This window comes from Pseudomonas sp. PvP028 (genome assembly GCF_017832255.1).
Classification (GTDB): Bacteria; Pseudomonadota; Gammaproteobacteria; order Pseudomonadales; family Pseudomonadaceae; genus Aquipseudomonas; species Aquipseudomonas syringae.
The window spans coordinates 2909690-2927471 of sequence record NZ_JAFIBL010000001.1; the positions used below are offsets into that span (position 1 = coordinate 2909690).

The following is a 17782-nucleotide window of genomic DNA, read 5'->3' on the forward strand; positions in this document are numbered from 1 at the left end:
GTGTAGCGTCTGGCAGTTCAACCGGTTTGGGCCTTTAAAAGAATGAACGCACCGCTTTGAGGGTAAACGTCCCGTCACAGCGTGCGTTGTGGCCGCTGTAAACGCTGCAATCGCCGCCGCTCAGGCTGGAGCCGCTGTAGATGAGGTTCATGTCGATGCCCAGCCAGGGGCGTGACAGGTTCAGCGACCAGTCGTTGAAGCCGTTGATCAACCCGCCGTCGGCGGCGGACTGCGGGGTATCGAACTGGTGATTGGCGTACTGCATGCGCACCCCGACGCCGAGTTGCTCGATGGCGCCCAGATCGACGAATACCGTGCTATCGCGGGTACCGACATCGTTGCTGAAGGCCGCGCCGATCCGGCTGTCACGCATGCGCAGACCGGCATAGAACTCGTGGCTGTCGATCTGGCTGGTGTCGGGGTAACTGTAACGAATCATCCCCAGCTCGTAGCCAAGGGTGTTATCGAAGGGCTTCTTGAAGCCCATGTAGGAATCGAGCTCCATCGCGGTATCGGAGGCCAGGCCCACGTTGGGCGCCCACTGCCCGAAGTAGAAACCGCTCTCGTGAGTCAGGTCCATGCCGCCGTGAAAGGAGCCGGAGCCGCCGGTGGGCGTTACCAGACCCTGGGCCATGCTGCGCGTAGGCGTGGTGGCGAGTTTCAGGTCGAAGTCGCCCAGATCCCGCTCCAGAACCTGGGCAGAGACGGACTGACAAACAAGCATGGCGCTGAAAGACAGCACGTGTAAGCGATGGCTGAGCATGGCTCACTCCTTGATCTGCGAGGAGTGTGGTCAGGGATGGCGTATCGAAAATGGCTCAGGAGCCGACACATGCCGCGAGCTAGAGCCTCGCAAGCATACCGTCGAAATGAGCAGAGGGCGGACCGTTCGTCGATCCGTTGTGTGTCAGTTGGCCGCAGTGGTGCGTGCAGAGGGGATGATCAGACCGCGAATCACCACCAGCGCCTGCTCGAACGACGGGTAGCCGCTCTTGGCGACGTCCAGTTGGGCGTATTCAGCCTGGTAACGTTCGGCAAGCTTTGGATCGCTGACGCTCAATTGCTGGGAGAGCAGGGCGATGGCCAGGGGATGCTTGTGTTTCGCAGCGGTTTGCAGCAAATCGATAATCTGCTTTGGGTCGGCCTGCTGGCGAATCAGCAACACGGCCTGATAGAACTCGGCTTCGCCCGACGCGTCGTCAAGTGCGGCTCGGCGCAGCATGGCTTCGGCCAGCTCATAGTTTTCGCGGTTGTCTTCGCTGATCAGCAGTTTGGCCTGCAGCATGTCGTTCTGATACAGCAGGTGCTCCGCCCGGCAAGGGCTGTCGGTGAGCTGACTGTCGTTGGGGCCATTTTCGCAGTGGTGCGACGCGCAGCCGCCAAGGTAGACAAGTGCACCGAAAAGCATCCAGTTCTTCATTCGAGCATTCCACAAAGAAGATAACGTCCAGAGCGTGATCCAGCTCGTGGTCATAGTGATATCAGAGGAGAGAGTAGCAGCGTGGCCGGAAGAATATCCAGCGAAGGATGGTCAATCTAGCGCCTTGAGTGTCAAGGCGCGTAGAGATCGACAGGCAGGACGCGGTTTTACTTTTTACCGAGATTGATCTGCTTGGAAGGTGCGAAGGTCTGGCCACTCACGCCTTTGGCAATTTGCTGGATTTCACCGCCGGACTTCAGGAAAGCTGCAATCTGCGCGTTGATCGAGTCGCTCGTTTCAACGGCTGGGGCGGGTTTGGCTTTCGAGTGGGATGCTTTGATACGCATGGCTGCCATTTACCTTCATAAACGTAATACGGCCAGCCAGAGTACAGGAAACGCTTGATTATTGCTTGGTGAATATGGCATTCGCCCGAGCCGGGCCTGTAATCGGTGGCTGGCCGGATTTCCTCTAAATGGTGCTAACCGACTGTTTTCAGATATAAATTTTCGATGAGGCGCTGCGCCGCCGCCCAGCAAGGCCGATCGATGGGTAACCGGGAAACTGACGAGTGGAGGCTGCATCGCCACCTTCGGCCACGCAACGCGAACCCGGACTCAAAGTCGGGTAGAATGCCGCCCACGTAATGAGGGTATCTGGAAATGGCTTTAATCGGGCGCTACAACAGCTTGCAAATCGTCAAGCACACGAACTTCGGTCTGTATCTGGACGGTGCGCAGGATGGTGAAATCCTTCTGCCCAATCGGTACATCCCCAAGGACGTTCCTACGGAAGATGAAGACTGGCTCAATGTGTTCGTCTATCTGGACAGCGAAGACAAGCTGCTCGCCACCACTGAAAAACCCAAGGTGCAGGTCGGTGAGTTCGCCAGCCTGAAGGTGGTTGAAGTCAATAGCATCGGTGTGTTCCTCGACTGGGGCCTGCCCAAAGACCTGTTGCTGCCATACTCCGAAGAGAAGCGCACCCTGCAGGCCGGTGATTACTGCGTAGTTCACGTCTACCTCGACAAGCACACACGGCGCATCACCGCCACTGCGCGCCTGGACCGCTACCTGGATAAAACTCCCGCCAATTACAGCGTGGGGCAGGAAGTCGATTTGCTGGTCGCCGAAGCGACCGATATGGGCTTCAAGGCGATCATCAACAACAAGCACTGGGGCCTGATTCACAAGAACGAAGTGTTCAAGTTCATGCGCGCCGGCAAGCAGGAAAAAGGCTACATCAAGGAAATTCGCAGCGACGGCAATATCAGCCTGAGCCTGCAGCCCGTTGGTGCAGAGGCCGCAAGCAGCTTGAATTCGAAGATTCTTGCCAAGCTGCGCGAGAACGACGGCATGCTGCCAGTCAGCGATAAAAGTGATCCGCAGGTCATCAGCGGCCTGTTTGGCGTCAGCAAGGGCAACTTCAAAAAGGCTATTGGTGCGTTGTACAAGCAGGGCCAGATCGTGATTCACGCCGACCGTATCGAGCTGGTCTGATACGGCATCGCAGCCTGGGTGCCCTTGAGTTAATCGATGTGAGCTGCAATCGAAGCAGCTCGCAGCACCTCAGGCCCAGGTGGCGAGCGCATCTATTTCCTGGCTCAGGCGCTCGAACGGCAAGGTGCCATTGAATACCCGGGCGTCTTCCAGTGCCTCGTCACTGCGTCGCAGCAGCACGACCGGCACCGCTCTTAACCCAAGCTTCTGCGCCAGTTGCTGGTCGTCCATCACGGCCTTTTCGAAATGACCGGCGTTGAGTGCCTGCTCCATCGCTTGCCGATCCAGTCCGGTGGTGGCGGCCAGCTCGAGCAACGTGTGCGTCTCGCCGATATCCAGCCCCTTTTCGAAGAAAGCCCGATAAGCCTCTTTGTGGAAGGCTTCAAAACTTCCTGCGTTCCTGGCAAAGGCCGCGGCTTCCAGCACCTTGCGGCTGCGCGGCTGAACGCTGGGCATCTTCATTGTCACCTGACGCCTGTCGGCCATCGGCAGCACTGAGCGAGACCAGGTTTCACGCAGATAATCGGCACTCGGGTCGAGCAGTGCCAGCGGATCAGGGCGCAGTTCAAAGGCATGCCAATTGAATTCGAGCCGTTCACCGTAGGTTTGCTGAAGCTGTTCCAGGACGGCCAGTTGCAGGTAGCAGAAGGGGCAGACGTAGTCGCTCCAGACATCTATTTTCAGGGGACCAACAGTGTTCATGTGCTTGAAACTCCATAACGCTCGTTAACACTGACTCCCTTAACCTTTTAAAAGTCCTGAAGTTGGATGGATCAATGTCTACCTTTGGTCGGTCATACCCTCAAGCGGGCTTTCCCGGCCCTGAAACTTCATCAAGGACGCGCCATGAAAAGAATACTGATCGCTTACTTCGGCACATTGCTGGCGTTTCTGATCCTCGACGGACTGTGGCTGGGCGTGTTGATGGGGCCGACCTACCGTGAATGGCTCGGACCGCTGATGCTCGATACGCCCGTATTAGGACCTGCCATCGCGTTTTATCTGCTGTATGGGGCGGGGGTGGTGTTTTTCGGCGTCATGCCTGCGCTCAGAGTGCAACGACTGAGCCATGCGACATTGTGCAGCGGTCTGCTGGGGCTGATTGCCTATGGCACCTATGACCTGACCAACTGGGCCACCTTGCAGGGCTGGCCGGCGCAGCTGGCGCTGGTGGATCATGCGTGGGGCACGATTGTGTCGGCGCTGGCCGGTACGGCGGGCTATCTGGCGGTACGTAAGTTTGCCTGAAGCGCTGTGCCGCAATGAGCGTTGCCGATGCGCAACGTTCACCCGACGCAGTGCGCGAGCGTAGCGGCTACGCTGCCGCTACGTTCAGAGTTACTTCTGCAGGAAGCTGGCAAAACTCAGGTTGCTGCCCTTGGGGCGCATGTCCTTGAGGAAAGAGTCCTTGTCGGCGCTCAGCTCCAGGCTGACGGTCGGCTTGCGCTTGTCGCCATTGCGCACTTCAAGGCCTTCCATGTGATCGCGCATGAAGACCGTGGTCACTTTCAAATGCAGCAACTGGTCGGTTTCAGGCGTGTGCAGCAGCAGGTGCAGCCACTCGTACTGACCTACTTGCAGGCGCGGGACAGGCAGGTCGAACCACCAGATGTTTCTTTTGTGGTCCAGCACGGCGAAATGCGTGTTGTTGACGCCCAGCACTGCACCACCCAGATCCTGGTTTCTGCGTGCGATGGCCAGCTTTTTATCGAGTTTCATAACGTTCCTGTGAATCGGTGTGTTCAGCGTGTCGGCCCTGCCGGACAACGGTGGCGCGCATTCTCGCACAAACTCTGCCGCAAACCTGCCCCAATGCACGGCAGATGAGCGGCAACAGGGCCCCGAAAATAGTTGAAACTCTTTGCCTCCCACACAGGTCAATCTTTTGTCGAGTACGACATCCGATTCCAGCGCGGTCTTCAGACCCAGGAGATTTTCGATGAGCAGCACCAGCGATAAAGCCAAAGGTATGGCCAACGAAGCAGTTGGTAACGTCAAGCAGGCTGTTGGCAAGGCTACCGACAATGACAAACTTCAGGCTGAAGGCAAGGTACAAGAGCTGAAAGGCGAAGGCCAGCAGACCGTAGGCAAGGTCAAGGACGCGATCAAGAAGGGCGTTGACAAGGCTTGAGTCGATTGTTTCCGGCGCGTTGGCGCCGGGAGCGGGCATTACCGATAACGGTCATCCACGGATGGCCGTTATGCTTTCTGCTCTGCGGGACTGAAACCTTTCATGGCCTGTCCAGTCAATGTGCCATCGGTATTCGTGTGTGGCTCTGTCAGCGCGATATGGCACCTACGGCATGCCGGTTTTCAGGATGTAAGGTTTTCCAGTAAGGGAGCGAGAGGAAGCGCCATGATTTTCCCCCATTTGCGTAAATTGAAAGTCGGCAAGGTGCTGGTGAGAACCGTCAACGAGTTCCTCGATGACGAGATGTCCACCTATGCATCTGCACTGGCTTACCAGATGCTGTTTTCTCTGTTTCCGTTCCTGCTGTTTCTGATCGCGCTGATCGGTTTCTTGCATCTGCCGGACTTTTTCTCCTGGTTGCGACTGCAATCGGAGTTCCTCTTGCCGCCGCAGGCCCTCGAGCAGGTCAACCCGGTCATCGACCAGTTGCAGCAGTCCAAGGGTGGCTTGCTGTCGATCGGTATCGTCATCGCGCTGTGGACCGCGTCAGCGGGCGTACGCCTGATGATGAGCGCCATGAACGCTGCGTACGACGTCGTCGAAGGGCGTCCTATCTGGAAGCGTCTGCCGCTGTCGATTCTCTACACCGTAGGCATTGCCGGCATGTTGCTGGCGGCAGCCGCCTTCATGGTGCTCGGGCCGCAGGTCATGAACTGGATTGCCGCGCAGATCGGCATGGAAGACTTCATCGTCACACTGTGGACCATCCTGCGCTGGCCCGCGATCATCATTCTGCTGATGGTCGCTGTGGCACTGATCTATTACGTGATGCCTGACGTCAAACAGGAGTTTCGCTTCATCACCCCAGGCTCGGTGCTGGCCGTGGTGGTGTGGATCGTTGCTTCCCTGGCCTTCGGTTTTTACGTCAAGACCTTTGCCGACTACAACGCCATGTACGGCAGCATCGGCGCGATCATCGTGCTGCTGCTGTATTTCTACATCTCGGCGGCGGTGCTGTTGCTGGGGGCGGAAATGAATGCGGTGATCGAGCACATGTCCGCTGAAGGCAAGGACGCAGGCGAGAAGGAAGCCGGTGACGGCGGCGAAGAAAGCAGCGAGACAGACAAGCAGCATGTCTCCGGTCTGGGCCGCGACCACTCAGTGCCGCTGCAGAAGGCTGACGAAGCCTGATCGATTTCTGTGGCAAGATCGCTTTTTAAGTCGGCAAGAGACAGGCAGTCATGATCCACAAAATCCTGAAGATGGGCGATGAGCGCTTGTTGCGCATCGCCCCTCCGGTGCCCGCAGAGATGTTCGGCAGCAGCGAGCTCGATACGCTGATTGCTGACATGTTCGAAACTATGCACAGCGTCGGCGGTGTTGGCTTGGCGGCACCGCAGATCGGCATTGACCTGCAACTGGTGATTTTCGGTTTCGAGCGCAACGAGCGCTATCCCCAGGCCGAGGCGGTCCCGCAGACGATCCTCATCAACCCGCTGATTACCCCGCTGAGCCCGACGCTGGAAGAGGGCTGGGAAGGGTGTCTGTCAGTGCCCGGATTGCGCGGCATGGTGGACCGTTATCAGAGCATTCGTTACGAAGGCTTCGATCCTCAAGGCCAGCCCATCGAGCGTGTTGCCCATGGTTTTCACGCGCGGGTCGTTCAGCATGAATGCGACCACCTGATCGGTCGGCTTTACCCGTCGCGTATCACCGATTTCAGCAAATTCGGCTTCATGGACGTGATGTTTCCGGACATGGACCCCAACGCCGACGAGTGATCGTCGTGTGGCACAGCGAAGCCGTCAGGCTTCGCGGCACAGTGCTATCAGCGGCTTGCTGCGGCTGTAACGCATGAATCGTTCGCCGAGGGTCTGTGGCAGACGCTGTGCCGTCTCGAACCCTGAGCGTTGGTAGAAGACCAGCAGGTCCGGATGGCAGAACAGCCAGACCGGCCCGCCCAACGGTTGCAACGCGGCTTCGATCAAGCCCCGCGCCACTGCTTGTCCACGCAGCGCCGGCGCCACGAAAAGCCCGGTCAGCCAATGCCCCTCTGCAACAGGCGTCAAGCACAACGCGCCGATGATTTCTGCCTGCTTTGCAACCCATGCCTGGCCTTTGCTGGCAGCGCGCATTGACGACTGGTGCTCGCGGTAGAACTTGCCCAGCAATGGGCGACATTCATCAGGTAGCGGGTAGAACTGGATTTCGGACATCGCGGCTGCGCTTGAAATAGGAGCCTTGCATCATACAGAGGCTCAAGCCGTGACAACTAATCGGCGCAGGCTGGTGTCGATACTTTCAGACCCGTTTCTTCCGCGCCATTTGAGGTGAGCATGAAATCAATAACACGACTACTGGGCTGTTCACTTCTGGCGCTGGGCCTACTGGGGCAGACCGCGACAGCGGCTGAAAAAACCAAGCCTATCCAGTTTGGCGCGCTGACCTGGGAAAGCGGCAGCCTGATCACTGAAGTCCTGCGTACCATTGTCGAGAAGGGCTATGGCTACCCGACCGATACCCTGCCAGGCAGTACGGTCAGCCTGGAAACCGCGTTGGCGAAAAATGATATTCAGGTGATCGCCGAAGAGTGGACCGGACGCAGTCCGGTGTGGGTCAAGGCTGAAGAGGAAGGCAAGGTGCTCGGCCTGGGCAACATCGTCAAGGGCGCGACCGAAGGCTGGTGGGTGCCCGAGTACGTGATCAAGGGCGACGCCGCCAAAGGCATCAAACCGCTGGCGCCGGACCTGAAATCTGTTGCGGATCTGGCGCGCTACAAGGACGTCTTCGAAGACCCGGAATCGCCGGACAAAGGCCGATTCCTGAATAGCCCGAGCGGCTGGACCTCGGAAATCGTCAACACCCAGAAACTCAAGGCTTATGGCCTGGCCGACAGCTTCGTCAACTTCCGCACCGGCTCGGGCGCAGCACTGGACGCCGAGGTCGCATCGTCCATCCGGCGCGGCAAGCCGGTGTTGTTCTACTACTGGTCACCTACGCCCCTGTTGGGCAAGTACAAGCTGATCAAACTGGACGAGCCCGCCTTTGACGCTGAAGCCTGGAAAACCCTGACCGACGCCAGCAACCCCAACCCGCGCGGCACGTCTTCGCTGGCGGCAACGCTGTCGATCGGCGTGTCGGCAGAATTCAGCAAGCAATACCCTGAGCTGGTGAGTGTCTTCAAGGGCGTGGATTTTCCGATTGACCTGCTGAACAAGACCTTGGGCGAAATGAGTGACAAGCATGAGGATGCCAAGGTTGTGGCTGCACGCTTTCTCAAGCAACATCCCGACGTCTGGAAAGCCTGGTTGCCTGCCGATGTGGCGGAACGGGTCAGCAGCAGTCTTTAACGTTCACTCTGCCGCATGACGCCAGGCGCATAGCTGATAGCGGCATCAATGACCGGTATGCGACGCGCCGAGTGGTAAAGCCCCGCCGAGCTGATAAGTTCAGGTCTGGGTCAATCGATGCTCGGGAGGCGTCATGACTGATCACGCTCGGGGCTCGCGCGGTACTTGGCAGACCTGCCTGGCATTGCTGGCCTGTCTGTGCCTGGACGCGATGCATCCGGCCAGCGCCGAAGAGGCCGACGACATGGCGCTGGCCCTGGTGGAACAACGAAACCTGGGCGAAGGCCTTGCCTGGCTGGGCTATCAGGTCGCCTCGCGCACGGCGACGTTTGCCGGTATCGTGCAGGCTGTCGGCAAGACTGAAGCGCAGGAGCTGGTACAGAAGGAATTGCAGCGCCTCAAGCCGGAATATCAGGCGCAGTGGGACCGCAATCTGGCAGCCGCTTATGCTCATGCCTTTACCGCTGAGGAATTGCGTTCGCTCAATCAGGGGGCGGACTCGCCTGCATTAGGGAACAGATTCAGGTCGAGAAACACCCAGGTCAGCGTCGATATGAAAGCCCGATCATCGGAGCTGCTGGGACAATTTGTCAGTCGTGCGCTGAGCAATGCCGAGGCAGCACTGCGACGCTGACAGCTATTTTGACGAGACGAGGCAAAAAAACATGGACGCATTCATGCAGGCAGCATTCGATGAGGCGCAACTCGGGCTGAAGGAAGGCGGAATTCCTATCGGCTCGGTCATCGTCCACGGCGGCAAAATCATCGGTCGAGGCCACAACCGTCGTGTACAAGAGGGCAGTGCGACGAAGCATGGCGAGATGGATGCGCTGGAAAATGCCGGTCGCCAGCCTGCCAGTGTCTACCGTGACTCGGTCCTCTACACCACGCTGTCGCCTTGTGCGATGTGCAGCGGTGCGATCCTGCTCTACGGGATTCGCAAAGTGATCATCGGTGAGAATGAGTCCTTCATGGGCGAGGAAGAACTGCTGCGCTCGCGTGGCGTGCAGATCGACGTGCTGGACAACCCTGAGTGCACACACATGATGAAAGACTTTATCGCCAGCAAGCCCGAACTGTGGAACGAAGACATCGGCGAGTGAATCCCGCGTCTTGTCAGCCCCACGCTCCGCGTTCATCGTAAATCTGACTGCTCATCGTGCCAATGCTCCGCATTGGCATGCAGTTCGTGACGCTCCTGCCTTAAAGTGCGGTTTGTGCCACTAATGTGCCTTTAACGGTGATAACCTCCTCTCATCTTTATCACGGTATGCACATACCCAGCCGTTTACCTGGCCATTTTTGGAGCCCGACATGTCGGTCCAGCAGCGCAACAACGTCAATATTTCAGGCGACGGACCGATCACTCTGATTTTCGCTCATGGATTCGGCTGCGATCAGAACATGTGGCGTTTTATGGCGCCGCACTTCGCAGCGCGCTTCAAGGTCGTGCTGTTCGACCTGGTGGGCAACGGCAATTCTGATGTGTCGGCCTGGTATCCGCACAAGTATTCGTCGCTCAAGGGCTATGCAACTGACTTGTTGCAAGTGGTCAACGAGTTCGCCGCAGAGGGGCCGGTGGTGCACGTCGGTCATTCGGTCAGTTGCATGATTGCCGTGCTGGCCGAGCTTCAGTCGCCCGGCCGGTTCGACGGTCACATCATGATTGGTCCATCCCCGCACTACCTCAACGAGGGAGATTACATGGGGGGATTCACTCGCGCCGATGTGGATTCGTTGCTTGAGACGCTGGAAAGCAATTACCTTGGCTGGTCGAGCACCATGGCGCCCGCACTCATGGGCGCCTCGGACCGGCCTGAACTGAGCGAAGAACTCGCCAACAGTTTCTGTCGCACCAATGCCGAGATCGCCAGACAGTTTGCCCGCGTGACGTTTTTATCCGACCATCGTGCAGATGTCGCGCAACTCAAGAGCAGAACACTCATTCTGCAAAGCAGCGACGATATGGTGGTGCCAGTCGAGGTGGGTGAATATTTGCACCGCGTCATTACCGACAGCACCCTGCGCATGATCGACAACGTAGGGCATTACCCACACATGAGCGCAGCCCAGGAATGCATTACTGCGATGAATCAGTTTCTGGCCTCTTACGAGAGCGCCGCACATGACCGTTGAACAGGTGAGTCTGCCTGTTACGGGAGATCTCTACGAGCATGCGCCCTGTGGTCTGTTGATCACGTTGCCCAACGGCACTATCGAGCGCGCCAACCTGACGTTTTGCCGATGGCTGGGGCTGGAGCGCGACGCTGTTGTGGGCCGCCGCTTTCAGGAACTGCTGAGTCTGGCAGGCAAGGCCTTTCTGCAGACTCACTGGGCACCCACACTGCTGGCACAAGGTTCAATTGCCGAGGTCAAGGTCGAGCTGATTCATGCCGATGGCCGCCCCATTCCGATGATGCTCAATGCCGTCCGCCGCGAGTACCCGTCGGGGTATTTGCATGAAGTTGCCGTGTTCCTGGCCGAAGAGCGCAACAAGTACGAGCGCGAACTGCTGGCTGCCCGCAAGATCGCCGAGGAGCTCCTGCAACAGCAGATGACCGTGCAGAGCGAGCTGACCTCGGCGCGTAATCGCTTGCGTCTGGCGCATGCCGAGGCGGAGATCCGGGCTATTTTTGCCGAACAGATGATTGGCATCGTCAGCCACGACCTGCGCAACCCGCTGGCCGCGATCAAGATGGCTGCCGGGCTGCTGGAACGCACGCCGCTGGAGTCGCGCCAAGAGCGGATTCTTGGACACATCAACCATTCCACCGACCGTGCCGATCGCATGATTGTCGACCTGCTGGATTTCACCCACGCCCGGGTCGGCAGTGGCATTACCGTCGTACCTCAGCCTGTCGATTTTCACGCAGTCGTCGCCCGTGGCGTCGAAGAGCTGCGCCAGGTTTTCCCGGATCGGGTGCTGACCCATCGCAGCGAAGGGCAGGGCGCGTGTTCGGCTGATCCTGACCGCCTGCTGCAGATGCTTGGCAATCTGGTCAGCAATGCCATCAATTACGGCACCGACGACGGCGAGGTTTTGATTACGTCGTCGTTCGACACCTGGATGATCAAACTGTCGGTGCACAACGTTGGTGAACCGATACCCATGGAGAAGGTAGACGACCTGTACGAGCCCGTCGTACGCGTGGTCAGCGACAGTGACGAGACCCGCACCGTCGGGCTCGGGCTGTTTATCGTGCGCGAGATCGTTCGAGCCCATCTGGGCGATGTGACGGTTCGTTCTTCGGCTGAAGAGGGCACGACCTTCACCGTGGCGTTTCCGCGTCCCCCGGCGAAAACCGAGGTTTGATCAGGTTTCATGCAGATTGACGATCAACCGGTGTTATTCACGGGTGCAGAAAAATCGTTACAGTTCTAAACTTACGAGCTGCGTCATCACATCAAGGCTCATACAGGTTCTACATGCGGCGATCCCTTTCAAATGATGTGGCCACGATCAGTCGGATCAGCGCGGTGCCGGCCATCCTGCAAGTCATTGCCGAATCCACCGGGTTGGGTTTCGCCGCCGTGGCGCGTGTAACCGAAACCACCTGGACGGCCTGTGCGGTATTGGACAAGCTCGATTTCGGTTTGAAACCCGGCGGCGAGCTGGAGCTGAGCAGCACCATCTGCCACGAGATTCGCAGCTCCCACAAGGCTGTGGTGATTGATCATGTCGCTGAAGATCCGTTGTTCTGTGCGCATGAAACACCACGTCTGTACAGCTTCCAGAGCTATATCTCGGTGCCGATCTTTCTTTCCGACGGCTCCTTTTTCGGCACTATCTGTGCGCTGGATCCCAAGCCGGCGAAGCTGATCGGTACGCCCATCGAGGCCATGATGGTGTCGTTCGCACGTCTTCTGGCGCTGCAGATCGAGGCCGAGGAAAACCTGCAACAGGCGCGTGAAGACCTGCTCGCCGAACGTGAGGTGGCTGAGCTGCGCGAGCAGTTTATCGCCGTGCTGGGGCACGACCTGCGCAACCCGCTGTTTGCCATCAATGCCAGTGCCGAACTGCTGCTGCGCCGTCCGCTGGACGAAAAGGCCCAGCAGGTCGTGCAACACATCCTGACCTCTGGCCAGCGCGCCTCGCAGTTGGTCGATGACGTGCTCGATTTTGCCCGTGGCCGCATGGGTCATGGCATTCCTCTCAGTATCCATGAGGCGCCCGGCCTGGATAAAACCCTGGAACATGTGATTTCAGAGGTGCAGCGTGTTCACCCGTCGCGGCCGATTCACTCGAACATAGGCGCGCTGGAGCGTATCCGCTGCGATCACGAGCGAATCGCGCAATTGCTCTCCAATCTGGTGTCCAACGCGATCAGCCATGGTGATGCCGAGAGCCCGGTGGAAGTGACGGCAGGCGTGCATGGCGAGGTGTTTGTGCTCAGCGTTACCAATCAGGGAGAGCCGATACCTGAATCGGTTCGTGCGCAACTGTTCCTGCCGTACTCAAGACCCATCACCGACGAGCCGCAAGCCGGGCTCGGACTGGGCTTGTACATCGCCAGCGAGATAGCCATCGCTCATGGAGGTACGCTTGAGGTGTGCTCGACGCGCGAGCAGGGCACGGTCTTTACCTTCAGCATGCCGTTGAAAACTGCGTAGGCACCCTGCGCCAGCCTGTGCCTTTTGAGCGCACAGGCTGCTCATCAAGTGTTTTTTTGGGCTCCGCAAACCTTGGAATGCAGGCCGTTGCGTCGTTCGGTTTCGACAGCCCTGACCATCCTTGTTACAAACTCTCCCAGCGCTTTGCTTGCTCATCGACAGTGTCGCGTCGAACCTGAGGCCCGGGTTGCCATCAAAAGCCTGAGCCTTCACGGTTACTCCGAAGTTTCACTTTGCCCAGAGGTAGTGATGAACAGTTTTGTGCGCAATCTTGTCGGCGGCGTGCTTGTTGCGTCATGCAGCATCGGTGCGGTCCAGGCGCAGACGCTGCCAAACAGCACCCTCAACAACGGTGCCAGCAGCAACCCCTATAACAGCCCGATTCACCGTGCCAATCCCAACAGCCGCCAAGGCACCGAGTCCAGCGTGCCACCGTCCCGAGGCCCCAACATTGCGCCGCCGGTGCGCAAGCCCACTCTGGAAAACGGTGGCATCGGCAACGGCTACCCTACGCGCCAGAACACGCCACGTCCTTCTACTACTCCGATAACCGACCCCAAGCGCGGCAACTGAATTTTCAACCCGGCGAACCCTTGCGGACGTCGACTCAATGCATAAGGAAACGCTCATGCTTAGAAAAACCCTGATCGCGACATTGTGTACTGCAGCCATTCTGAGCCTGCCACTGACGGCCAGCGCCGCTACGGAGTCCTACAAAAGCGAGCTGGGCACCGTCACGGTGACGCCTGTTGTCGAAGGTCTGGATCATCCGTGGGCGCTGGCCTTTCTGCCTGACAGGCAAGGCATGCTGGTGACAGAGCGTTCCGGCAACCTGCGCGTGGTGTCGGCGGATGGCAAATTATCCGCACCGCTTTCCGGGGTGCCCCAAGTCTGGGCGCAAAAGCAGGGCGGTCTGCTCGATGTCGTGCTGTCACCGGACTTCGCCAAGGACCGTATGGTTTATCTGACCTACTCCGAGGGCAGCGGCAAGACCGCCGCCGAGGGCGATACCGCCGGCACTGCCGCAGGGCGTGGTCGTCTGTCCAAGGACATGACCCGTCTGGAAGACTTCGAAGTCATCTTCCGCCAGGAACCGAAACTGTCGGTGGGCAACCACTTCGGCGCGCGGATGGTCTTCGATCGCGACGGTTACCTGTTCATCGCGCTGGGCGAAAACAATCAGCGCCCCACTGCGCAGGATCTGGACAAGCTGCAGGGCAAGATCGTGCGCATCTACCCGGACGGCAGCGTACCGAAAGACAATCCGTTCGTGGGCCAGAAGGGCGTACGCCCCGAGATATGGTCCTATGGCCATCGCAATCAGCAGGGCGCCGCGCTGGATCCCTGGACCGGGACGTTGTGGACCAATGAGCATGGTCCCAAGGGCGGTGATGAGCTGAATATCATCGAGCGTGGCGCGAATTATGGCTGGCCGATCGCGACCCACGGTATCGACTACTCGGGTCAGCCGATTCCGGAGTCCAAGGGCAAGGTTGTCGAAGGAACCAAAATTCCGTTCCAGGTCTGGGAAGTGTCGCCGGGCCTCAGTGGCATGGCGTTCTATGACCACAGCCTTTTCAAGGCATGGGATCACAGTGTATTCATCGGTGCGCTGGCCACTGAAGAGTTGATCAGGCTGCAGTTCGAGAATGACAAGATCGTTCATGAAGAGCGTCTGTTGAAAGACATGAAACAGCGCATACGTGATGTTCGTCAGGGACCGGATGGTTACTTGTATCTGTTGACCGACGACGATAAGGGCAGTCTGCTGAAAGTGGGCTTGGCTCAGTAATAAACTGTTAACCGCTTGAAAAAGAAAATTCCCACAATATTGTGGGAATTTTCTTATGAGTTGCTTGCGGTGGTAATCGGTAAAGCAGTCGGATCAATTATCTTTTGCGTCACGTACCACTTCGCCCGTTTTGGCATCAACGTCGTAGTTCCACTCCACACCCTTGGCGTCTTTCAGTTCGATCTGATAGATCAGGCGGCCGGTGCGGTCCTTGTCCAGTTCGGTATCGCTGACCGTGAAGCCCTGGTGCTTGGCAACGGCATTCTTGTTGAACTGTTCAAAGTCACCCAACGCTTGGGACTTGTACAGGCGGATCACTTCATCGGGACCAACGTCAGCCTGGGCGGCACCTGCAACAGCAGTGAGGGCAACAGCGGCGAAAACGGCAGGCATAAGTTTCATGGGGTATTCCTTTCTGATTGATCTGTCTTGATTGATTCATCACACGCTGATTGGTTCAGCGGTTTTGTTGAACTCAGATTATCCGCGCTTACTTAATTCACGCTTAATTATTCAAGTGTGTGGGGCGTTTTGAAGCCGGTCTCGCTCTGCTGATTCGTAAGTAAAGTTTTCCCCAGCACTTCGTTTAAAGGCAAAGCATCACGTAAAGGTTGAAAAAAACCGACAGTGAACGTAAAAGGTTGGCCCCTGCCGGAAGGTGCGTCGCGTCTGTCCAGGCATCTGTCCTTGCGGAGTCTGCTCGATGAGAACGCCTTACCGACCTGCCATGCGCCACGCCTGGCGATTGTTACCGTTGGGTATGGCGGTTGCCTCGCCGTTGCTGGCCGCAGAGGTGCTCAGCCTGGATGCGGTCAATGTCACTGGGTTCAGCGAGCCGGAAAGCACCGGCGACTATAAAGCCGAGCGGGCATCGATCTTCGGTTTCGATCAGGCTTCACTGCTGGATACGCCTGCCTCGGTGTCAGTGTTCAACGCTGCGCTGATCAAGGACCGTCAGGCAAAACTGCTGAGTGAAGTACTGCGCAACGATGCGTCGGTCGGCGACGGCTATGCCCCGGTGGGCTATTACGAAAACTTTGTGGTGCGCGGGTTTTCGTTGAACGCCGCCAACAGTTATCGCATCAATGGCCGCAGCATTGCCGGTGAGCAGAACGTAGCGCTGGAGAACAAGCAGCAGGTCGAGTTGCTCAAGGGGCTTTCCGGCCTGCAGAGCGGCGTGGCCGAGCCCGGTGGGGTCATCAATTATCAGACCAAACGGGCGCAGGACGTTCGCTCGGTCACGGTCTCGACCAACGAACACGGCGAACGCTACATCGCGACCGACGTCGGGGGCTGGTTCGGCAGCGAACAGCAATTCGGCCTGCGCGCCAACCTTGCCCATGAAGACATTCGTTCGTATGTCGAACACGCCGATGGCCAGCGCGATTTTGCCTCGCTGGCGTTCGACTGGAACATCAGCGAGCGCGCCCTGCTGCAACTCGATGTCGAGTACCAGACCAAAGAACAGCGTTCGGTGCCCGGTTATCAGCTTCTGGGCGGCACTGCGCTGCCTCACGACGCCTCGCCACGTAAATTGCTGGGCTACCAGAACTGGTCCAATCCGGTCGGTATCGACTCGCTGAACATGAACGGACGTTTCGAATATCGCTTCAATGACAGCTGGAAGGGCAGTCTCAGTGCTTCGCGCAGTCGCGTGGTCATCGATGACTACAGTGCCTTTGCGTGGGGGTGTTACGGCTCGGCCAGTTGCGCCGGGCAAGCGGTGCCTAACCATTTCAGTGCCGAGGGCGGTTATGACATCTATGATTTCCGCAGCCCGGACGATACGCGTCGCAACGATGAAGTCGAAGCAGCCATGTCCGGCACATTCACTACGGGATCGCTGGGGCACGAACTGACCTTCGGCAGCAGTGCCTACCGCCGCACGGTCGACACGCGCGGGACCTTCAACGAATTCGTCGGCTCGGGCAATATCAATGAGGCACCTGAGCAGGTGGCACCCTCGACCCTGGCGCTTGCACATACCGAGCGCCGCCTGGACAGCCGCCAGTACGGGCTGTTTGCCACCGACCGGATCAGCTTCAACGAGCACTGGCAAACCGTGCTGGGCGGACGCGGGGTGCAGCTCGACGAGCAGGCATTCAACGAGGACGGCAGTGATGCGCGACACACCGAGCGCTATGTGTTTCTGCCGCAGGCGGCGCTGATCTACAAGCCGGTGGACAATGTTTCGCTCTACACCAGCTACAGCAAGGGCCTGTCGCTGGGCGGGACGGCAGCGTGGTTCACCACCAATGCCAGTGAAATTCTTGCGCCGACCGTATCCCGACAGCTGGAAGCAGGCGTCAAGTATGACTGGCAGCGCATGAGCCTGACCGCCGCAGTGTTTCAGGCCCGTCAGGCCTACCAGTATTCCAGACCCAACGATGACGGTACGTTCACTTACGTACAGCAAGGCGAGCAGAAAAACACCGGCCTTGAGCTGGGGGCAAGTGGCTGGGTGACTGACCGCCTGCAGATATCCGCCAGTGCGGCGGCCATCCGGGCGCGCGTTGAAGACAGCGGCACCGAGGCCTATGACGATCACCAGGCCCTCAATGTGCCCAGATACCGTGGCACCCTGCAAGCCGACTACAGCCTGCCGGTGCCCGGGTTCGCGTTGCTCGGCGGCGTGCAGTACAGCGCCAGCAAGTACGCTGACCGTAAAGGCACCGTGCAGGTCAATGACTACGCACTGTTCAATATCGGCAGCCGTTACAGCACCCGAATCAGCGGCTACGACACGGTCCTGCGCCTGACGGTAGACAACCTGTTCGACAAACGCTATTGGCGTGATGCCGGAGAGTATCTGGGTGACGACTACCTGTTCATGGGCGCGCCCAGAACGGCGAGACTGTCAGCCTCCGTCAACTTTTAGCGAAGGGCTCTGGTACGCGGAGCATCGGCACGACAGTCGAGATGATCGTTCGGCATACTCCCGCATGGCAATGCAGTTCTCGAGGCTCTACGTCGTCAAGA

General features: G+C 58.3%; 21 protein-coding genes. 14 read left to right on the top strand and 7 right to left on the bottom strand.

What is annotated here, in order from left to right; genetic code table 11:
• Positions 1-34: 34 nt before the first annotated feature.
• The 3 genes from JOE34_RS12920 to JOE34_RS12930 all read right to left on the bottom strand — a co-directional run bounded on the left by JOE34_RS12920 (position 35) and on the right by JOE34_RS12930 (position 1776).
• Positions 35-763 (bottom strand): TorF family putative porin, encoded by a 729-nt coding sequence (locus tag JOE34_RS12920; protein WP_003314494.1) that lies wholly within the window; start codon positions 761-763, stop codon positions 35-37.
• Positions 764-907: 144 nt separating this feature from the next.
• Positions 908-1420 carry a hypothetical protein gene (locus JOE34_RS12925; protein ID WP_003314495.1) on the bottom strand — a complete coding sequence of 171 codons (513 nt, stop codon included), beginning with the start codon at positions 1418-1420 and terminating at the stop codon, positions 908-910.
• 167 nt (positions 1421-1587) lie between these two features.
• Positions 1588-1776, bottom strand: coding sequence for a hypothetical protein (locus JOE34_RS12930; protein ID WP_002554403.1), 189 nt, complete (start codon positions 1774-1776; stop codon positions 1588-1590).
• Positions 1777-2082: 306 nt separating this feature from the next.
• On the opposite strand from JOE34_RS12930, the gene JOE34_RS12935 reads away from it, so the two are divergent.
• Entirely contained in the window at positions 2083-2919 is an 837-nt protein-coding gene (locus JOE34_RS12935; RefSeq protein WP_024663939.1) for a S1-like domain-containing RNA-binding protein, read from the top strand.
• Between the two features lie 69 nt (positions 2920-2988).
• Here JOE34_RS12935 and JOE34_RS12940 read toward each other — a convergent pair whose 3' ends face one another.
• Positions 2989-3621 (bottom strand): DsbA family protein, encoded by a 633-nt coding sequence (locus JOE34_RS12940; protein ID WP_032659920.1) that lies wholly within the window; start codon positions 3619-3621, stop codon positions 2989-2991.
• 144 nt (positions 3622-3765) lie between these two features.
• Between JOE34_RS12940 and JOE34_RS12945 the strand changes: the two genes are divergently transcribed.
• On the top strand, positions 3766-4167 hold the full coding sequence (locus tag JOE34_RS12945; protein WP_010421525.1) for a DUF2177 family protein: 402 nt from the start codon (positions 3766-3768) through the stop codon (positions 4165-4167).
• 90 nt (positions 4168-4257) lie between these two features.
• Here the strand turns inward: JOE34_RS12945 and JOE34_RS12950 are convergent, their stop codons facing one another.
• On the bottom strand, positions 4258-4638 hold the full coding sequence (locus JOE34_RS12950) for a hypothetical protein (RefSeq protein ID WP_032659919.1): 381 nt from the start codon (positions 4636-4638) through the stop codon (positions 4258-4260).
• Positions 4639-4858: 220 nt separating this feature from the next.
• Here JOE34_RS12950 and JOE34_RS12955 point away from each other — a divergent pair, with 220 nt between their 5' ends.
• The 3 genes from JOE34_RS12955 (at position 4859) to def (ending at position 6831) form a co-directional block, all read left to right on the top strand.
• Positions 4859-5050 carry a CsbD family protein gene (locus JOE34_RS12955; protein WP_003402493.1) on the top strand — a complete coding sequence of 64 codons (192 nt, stop codon included), beginning with the start codon at positions 4859-4861 and terminating at the stop codon, positions 5048-5050.
• 225 nt (positions 5051-5275) lie between these two features.
• On the top strand, positions 5276-6241 hold the full coding sequence (locus JOE34_RS12960) for a YihY/virulence factor BrkB family protein (RefSeq protein WP_003314504.1): 966 nt from the start codon (positions 5276-5278) through the stop codon (positions 6239-6241).
• 50 nt (positions 6242-6291) lie between these two features.
• Entirely contained in the window at positions 6292-6831 is a 540-nt protein-coding gene (gene def / locus JOE34_RS12965; RefSeq protein ID WP_003314505.1) for a peptide deformylase, read from the top strand.
• A gap of 24 nt (positions 6832-6855) precedes the next feature.
• Here the strand turns inward: def and JOE34_RS12970 are convergent, their stop codons facing one another.
• The gene (locus JOE34_RS12970; protein WP_003314506.1) at positions 6856-7266 is read right to left on the bottom strand and encodes a GNAT family N-acetyltransferase; all 411 of its coding nucleotides are present in this window, start codon (positions 7264-7266) and stop codon (positions 6856-6858) included.
• Positions 7267-7386: 120 nt separating this feature from the next.
• Here JOE34_RS12970 and JOE34_RS12975 point away from each other — a divergent pair, with 120 nt between their 5' ends.
• The 8 genes from JOE34_RS12975 to JOE34_RS13010 all read left to right on the top strand — a co-directional run bounded on the left by JOE34_RS12975 (position 7387) and on the right by JOE34_RS13010 (position 14803).
• A complete protein-coding gene (locus JOE34_RS12975; protein WP_004416657.1) occupies positions 7387-8400 on the top strand; it encodes an ABC transporter substrate-binding protein in 1014 nt (337 codons plus the stop codon).
• A gap of 133 nt (positions 8401-8533) precedes the next feature.
• A complete protein-coding gene (locus JOE34_RS12980; RefSeq protein WP_004416660.1) occupies positions 8534-9034 on the top strand; it encodes a hypothetical protein in 501 nt (166 codons plus the stop codon).
• A 31-nt stretch (positions 9035-9065) separates the two neighbouring features.
• Positions 9066-9503, top strand: coding sequence for a nucleoside deaminase (locus tag JOE34_RS12985; RefSeq protein WP_003393272.1), 438 nt, complete (start codon positions 9066-9068; stop codon positions 9501-9503).
• Positions 9504-9714: 211 nt separating this feature from the next.
• Positions 9715-10536, top strand: coding sequence for an alpha/beta hydrolase (locus JOE34_RS12990; protein WP_024663935.1), 822 nt, complete (start codon positions 9715-9717; stop codon positions 10534-10536).
• Complete coding sequence (locus tag JOE34_RS12995; protein ID WP_024663934.1) at positions 10526-11713, top strand: PAS domain-containing sensor histidine kinase; 1188 nt, start codon at positions 10526-10528, stop codon at positions 11711-11713. The genes JOE34_RS12990 and JOE34_RS12995 overlap by 11 nt, the downstream gene beginning before the upstream one ends.
• 113 nt (positions 11714-11826) lie before the next feature.
• A complete protein-coding gene (locus JOE34_RS13000) occupies positions 11827-13011 on the top strand; it encodes a GAF domain-containing sensor histidine kinase (RefSeq protein WP_032659918.1) in 1185 nt (394 codons plus the stop codon).
• 249 nt (positions 13012-13260) lie between these two features.
• Positions 13261-13584, top strand: coding sequence for a hypothetical protein (locus JOE34_RS13005; protein WP_003418274.1), 324 nt, complete (start codon positions 13261-13263; stop codon positions 13582-13584).
• 55 nt (positions 13585-13639) lie between these two features.
• Positions 13640-14803 carry a PQQ-dependent sugar dehydrogenase gene (locus tag JOE34_RS13010; protein ID WP_032659916.1) on the top strand — a complete coding sequence of 388 codons (1164 nt, stop codon included), beginning with the start codon at positions 13640-13642 and terminating at the stop codon, positions 14801-14803.
• A gap of 93 nt (positions 14804-14896) precedes the next feature.
• Here the strand turns inward: JOE34_RS13010 and JOE34_RS13015 are convergent, their stop codons facing one another.
• Positions 14897-15205, bottom strand: coding sequence for a PepSY domain-containing protein (locus JOE34_RS13015; RefSeq protein ID WP_003393264.1), 309 nt, complete (start codon positions 15203-15205; stop codon positions 14897-14899).
• Positions 15206-15506: 301 nt separating this feature from the next.
• On the opposite strand from JOE34_RS13015, the gene JOE34_RS13020 reads away from it, so the two are divergent.
• Positions 15507-17681: a TonB-dependent siderophore receptor gene (locus JOE34_RS13020; RefSeq protein WP_209995877.1), complete on the top strand. Its 2175-nt coding sequence runs from the start codon at positions 15507-15509 to the stop codon at positions 17679-17681.
• The last annotated feature ends 101 nt before the right edge of the window (positions 17682-17782 follow it).

Excerpts from the sequence above, each read along its gene's own strand:
- JOE34_RS12940 (WP_032659920.1), bottom strand. The coding sequence starts at position 3,621 with ATGAACACTGTTGGTCCCCTGAAAATAGATGTCTGGAGCGACTACGTC.
- JOE34_RS12935 (WP_024663939.1), top strand. The coding sequence starts at position 2,083 with ATGGCTTTAATCGGGCGCTACAACAGCTTGCAAATCGTCAAGCACACG.
- JOE34_RS13010 (WP_032659916.1), top strand. The coding sequence starts at position 13,640 with ATGCTTAGAAAAACCCTGATCGCGACATTGTGTACTGCAGCCATTCTG.
- JOE34_RS12985 (WP_003393272.1), top strand. The coding sequence starts at position 9,066 with ATGGACGCATTCATGCAGGCAGCATTCGATGAGGCGCAACTCGGGCTG.
- JOE34_RS12930 (WP_002554403.1), bottom strand. The coding sequence starts at position 1,776 with ATGGCAGCCATGCGTATCAAAGCATCCCACTCGAAAGCCAAACCCGCC.
- JOE34_RS12945 (WP_010421525.1), top strand. The coding sequence starts at position 3,766 with ATGAAAAGAATACTGATCGCTTACTTCGGCACATTGCTGGCGTTTCTG.
- JOE34_RS13005 (WP_003418274.1), top strand. The coding sequence starts at position 13,261 with ATGAACAGTTTTGTGCGCAATCTTGTCGGCGGCGTGCTTGTTGCGTCA.
- JOE34_RS12995 (WP_024663934.1), top strand. The coding sequence starts at position 10,526 with ATGACCGTTGAACAGGTGAGTCTGCCTGTTACGGGAGATCTCTACGAG.
- JOE34_RS12990 (WP_024663935.1), top strand. The coding sequence starts at position 9,715 with ATGTCGGTCCAGCAGCGCAACAACGTCAATATTTCAGGCGACGGACCG.
- JOE34_RS13000 (WP_032659918.1), top strand. The coding sequence starts at position 11,827 with ATGCGGCGATCCCTTTCAAATGATGTGGCCACGATCAGTCGGATCAGC.
- JOE34_RS12960 (WP_003314504.1), top strand. The coding sequence starts at position 5,276 with ATGATTTTCCCCCATTTGCGTAAATTGAAAGTCGGCAAGGTGCTGGTG.
- JOE34_RS12970 (WP_003314506.1), bottom strand. The coding sequence starts at position 7,266 with ATGTCCGAAATCCAGTTCTACCCGCTACCTGATGAATGTCGCCCATTG.
- JOE34_RS12975 (WP_004416657.1), top strand. The coding sequence starts at position 7,387 with ATGAAATCAATAACACGACTACTGGGCTGTTCACTTCTGGCGCTGGGC.
- def (WP_003314505.1), top strand. The coding sequence starts at position 6,292 with ATGATCCACAAAATCCTGAAGATGGGCGATGAGCGCTTGTTGCGCATC.
- JOE34_RS12955 (WP_003402493.1), top strand. The coding sequence starts at position 4,859 with ATGAGCAGCACCAGCGATAAAGCCAAAGGTATGGCCAACGAAGCAGTT.
- JOE34_RS13015 (WP_003393264.1), bottom strand. The coding sequence starts at position 15,205 with ATGAAACTTATGCCTGCCGTTTTCGCCGCTGTTGCCCTCACTGCTGTT.
- JOE34_RS12925 (WP_003314495.1), bottom strand. The coding sequence starts at position 1,420 with ATGAAGAACTGGATGCTTTTCGGTGCACTTGTCTACCTTGGCGGCTGC.
- JOE34_RS12950 (WP_032659919.1), bottom strand. The coding sequence starts at position 4,638 with ATGAAACTCGATAAAAAGCTGGCCATCGCACGCAGAAACCAGGATCTG.
- JOE34_RS13020 (WP_209995877.1), top strand. The coding sequence starts at position 15,507 with ATGAGAACGCCTTACCGACCTGCCATGCGCCACGCCTGGCGATTGTTA.
- JOE34_RS12920 (WP_003314494.1), bottom strand. The coding sequence starts at position 763 with ATGCTCAGCCATCGCTTACACGTGCTGTCTTTCAGCGCCATGCTTGTT.
- JOE34_RS12980 (WP_004416660.1), top strand. The coding sequence starts at position 8,534 with ATGACTGATCACGCTCGGGGCTCGCGCGGTACTTGGCAGACCTGCCTG.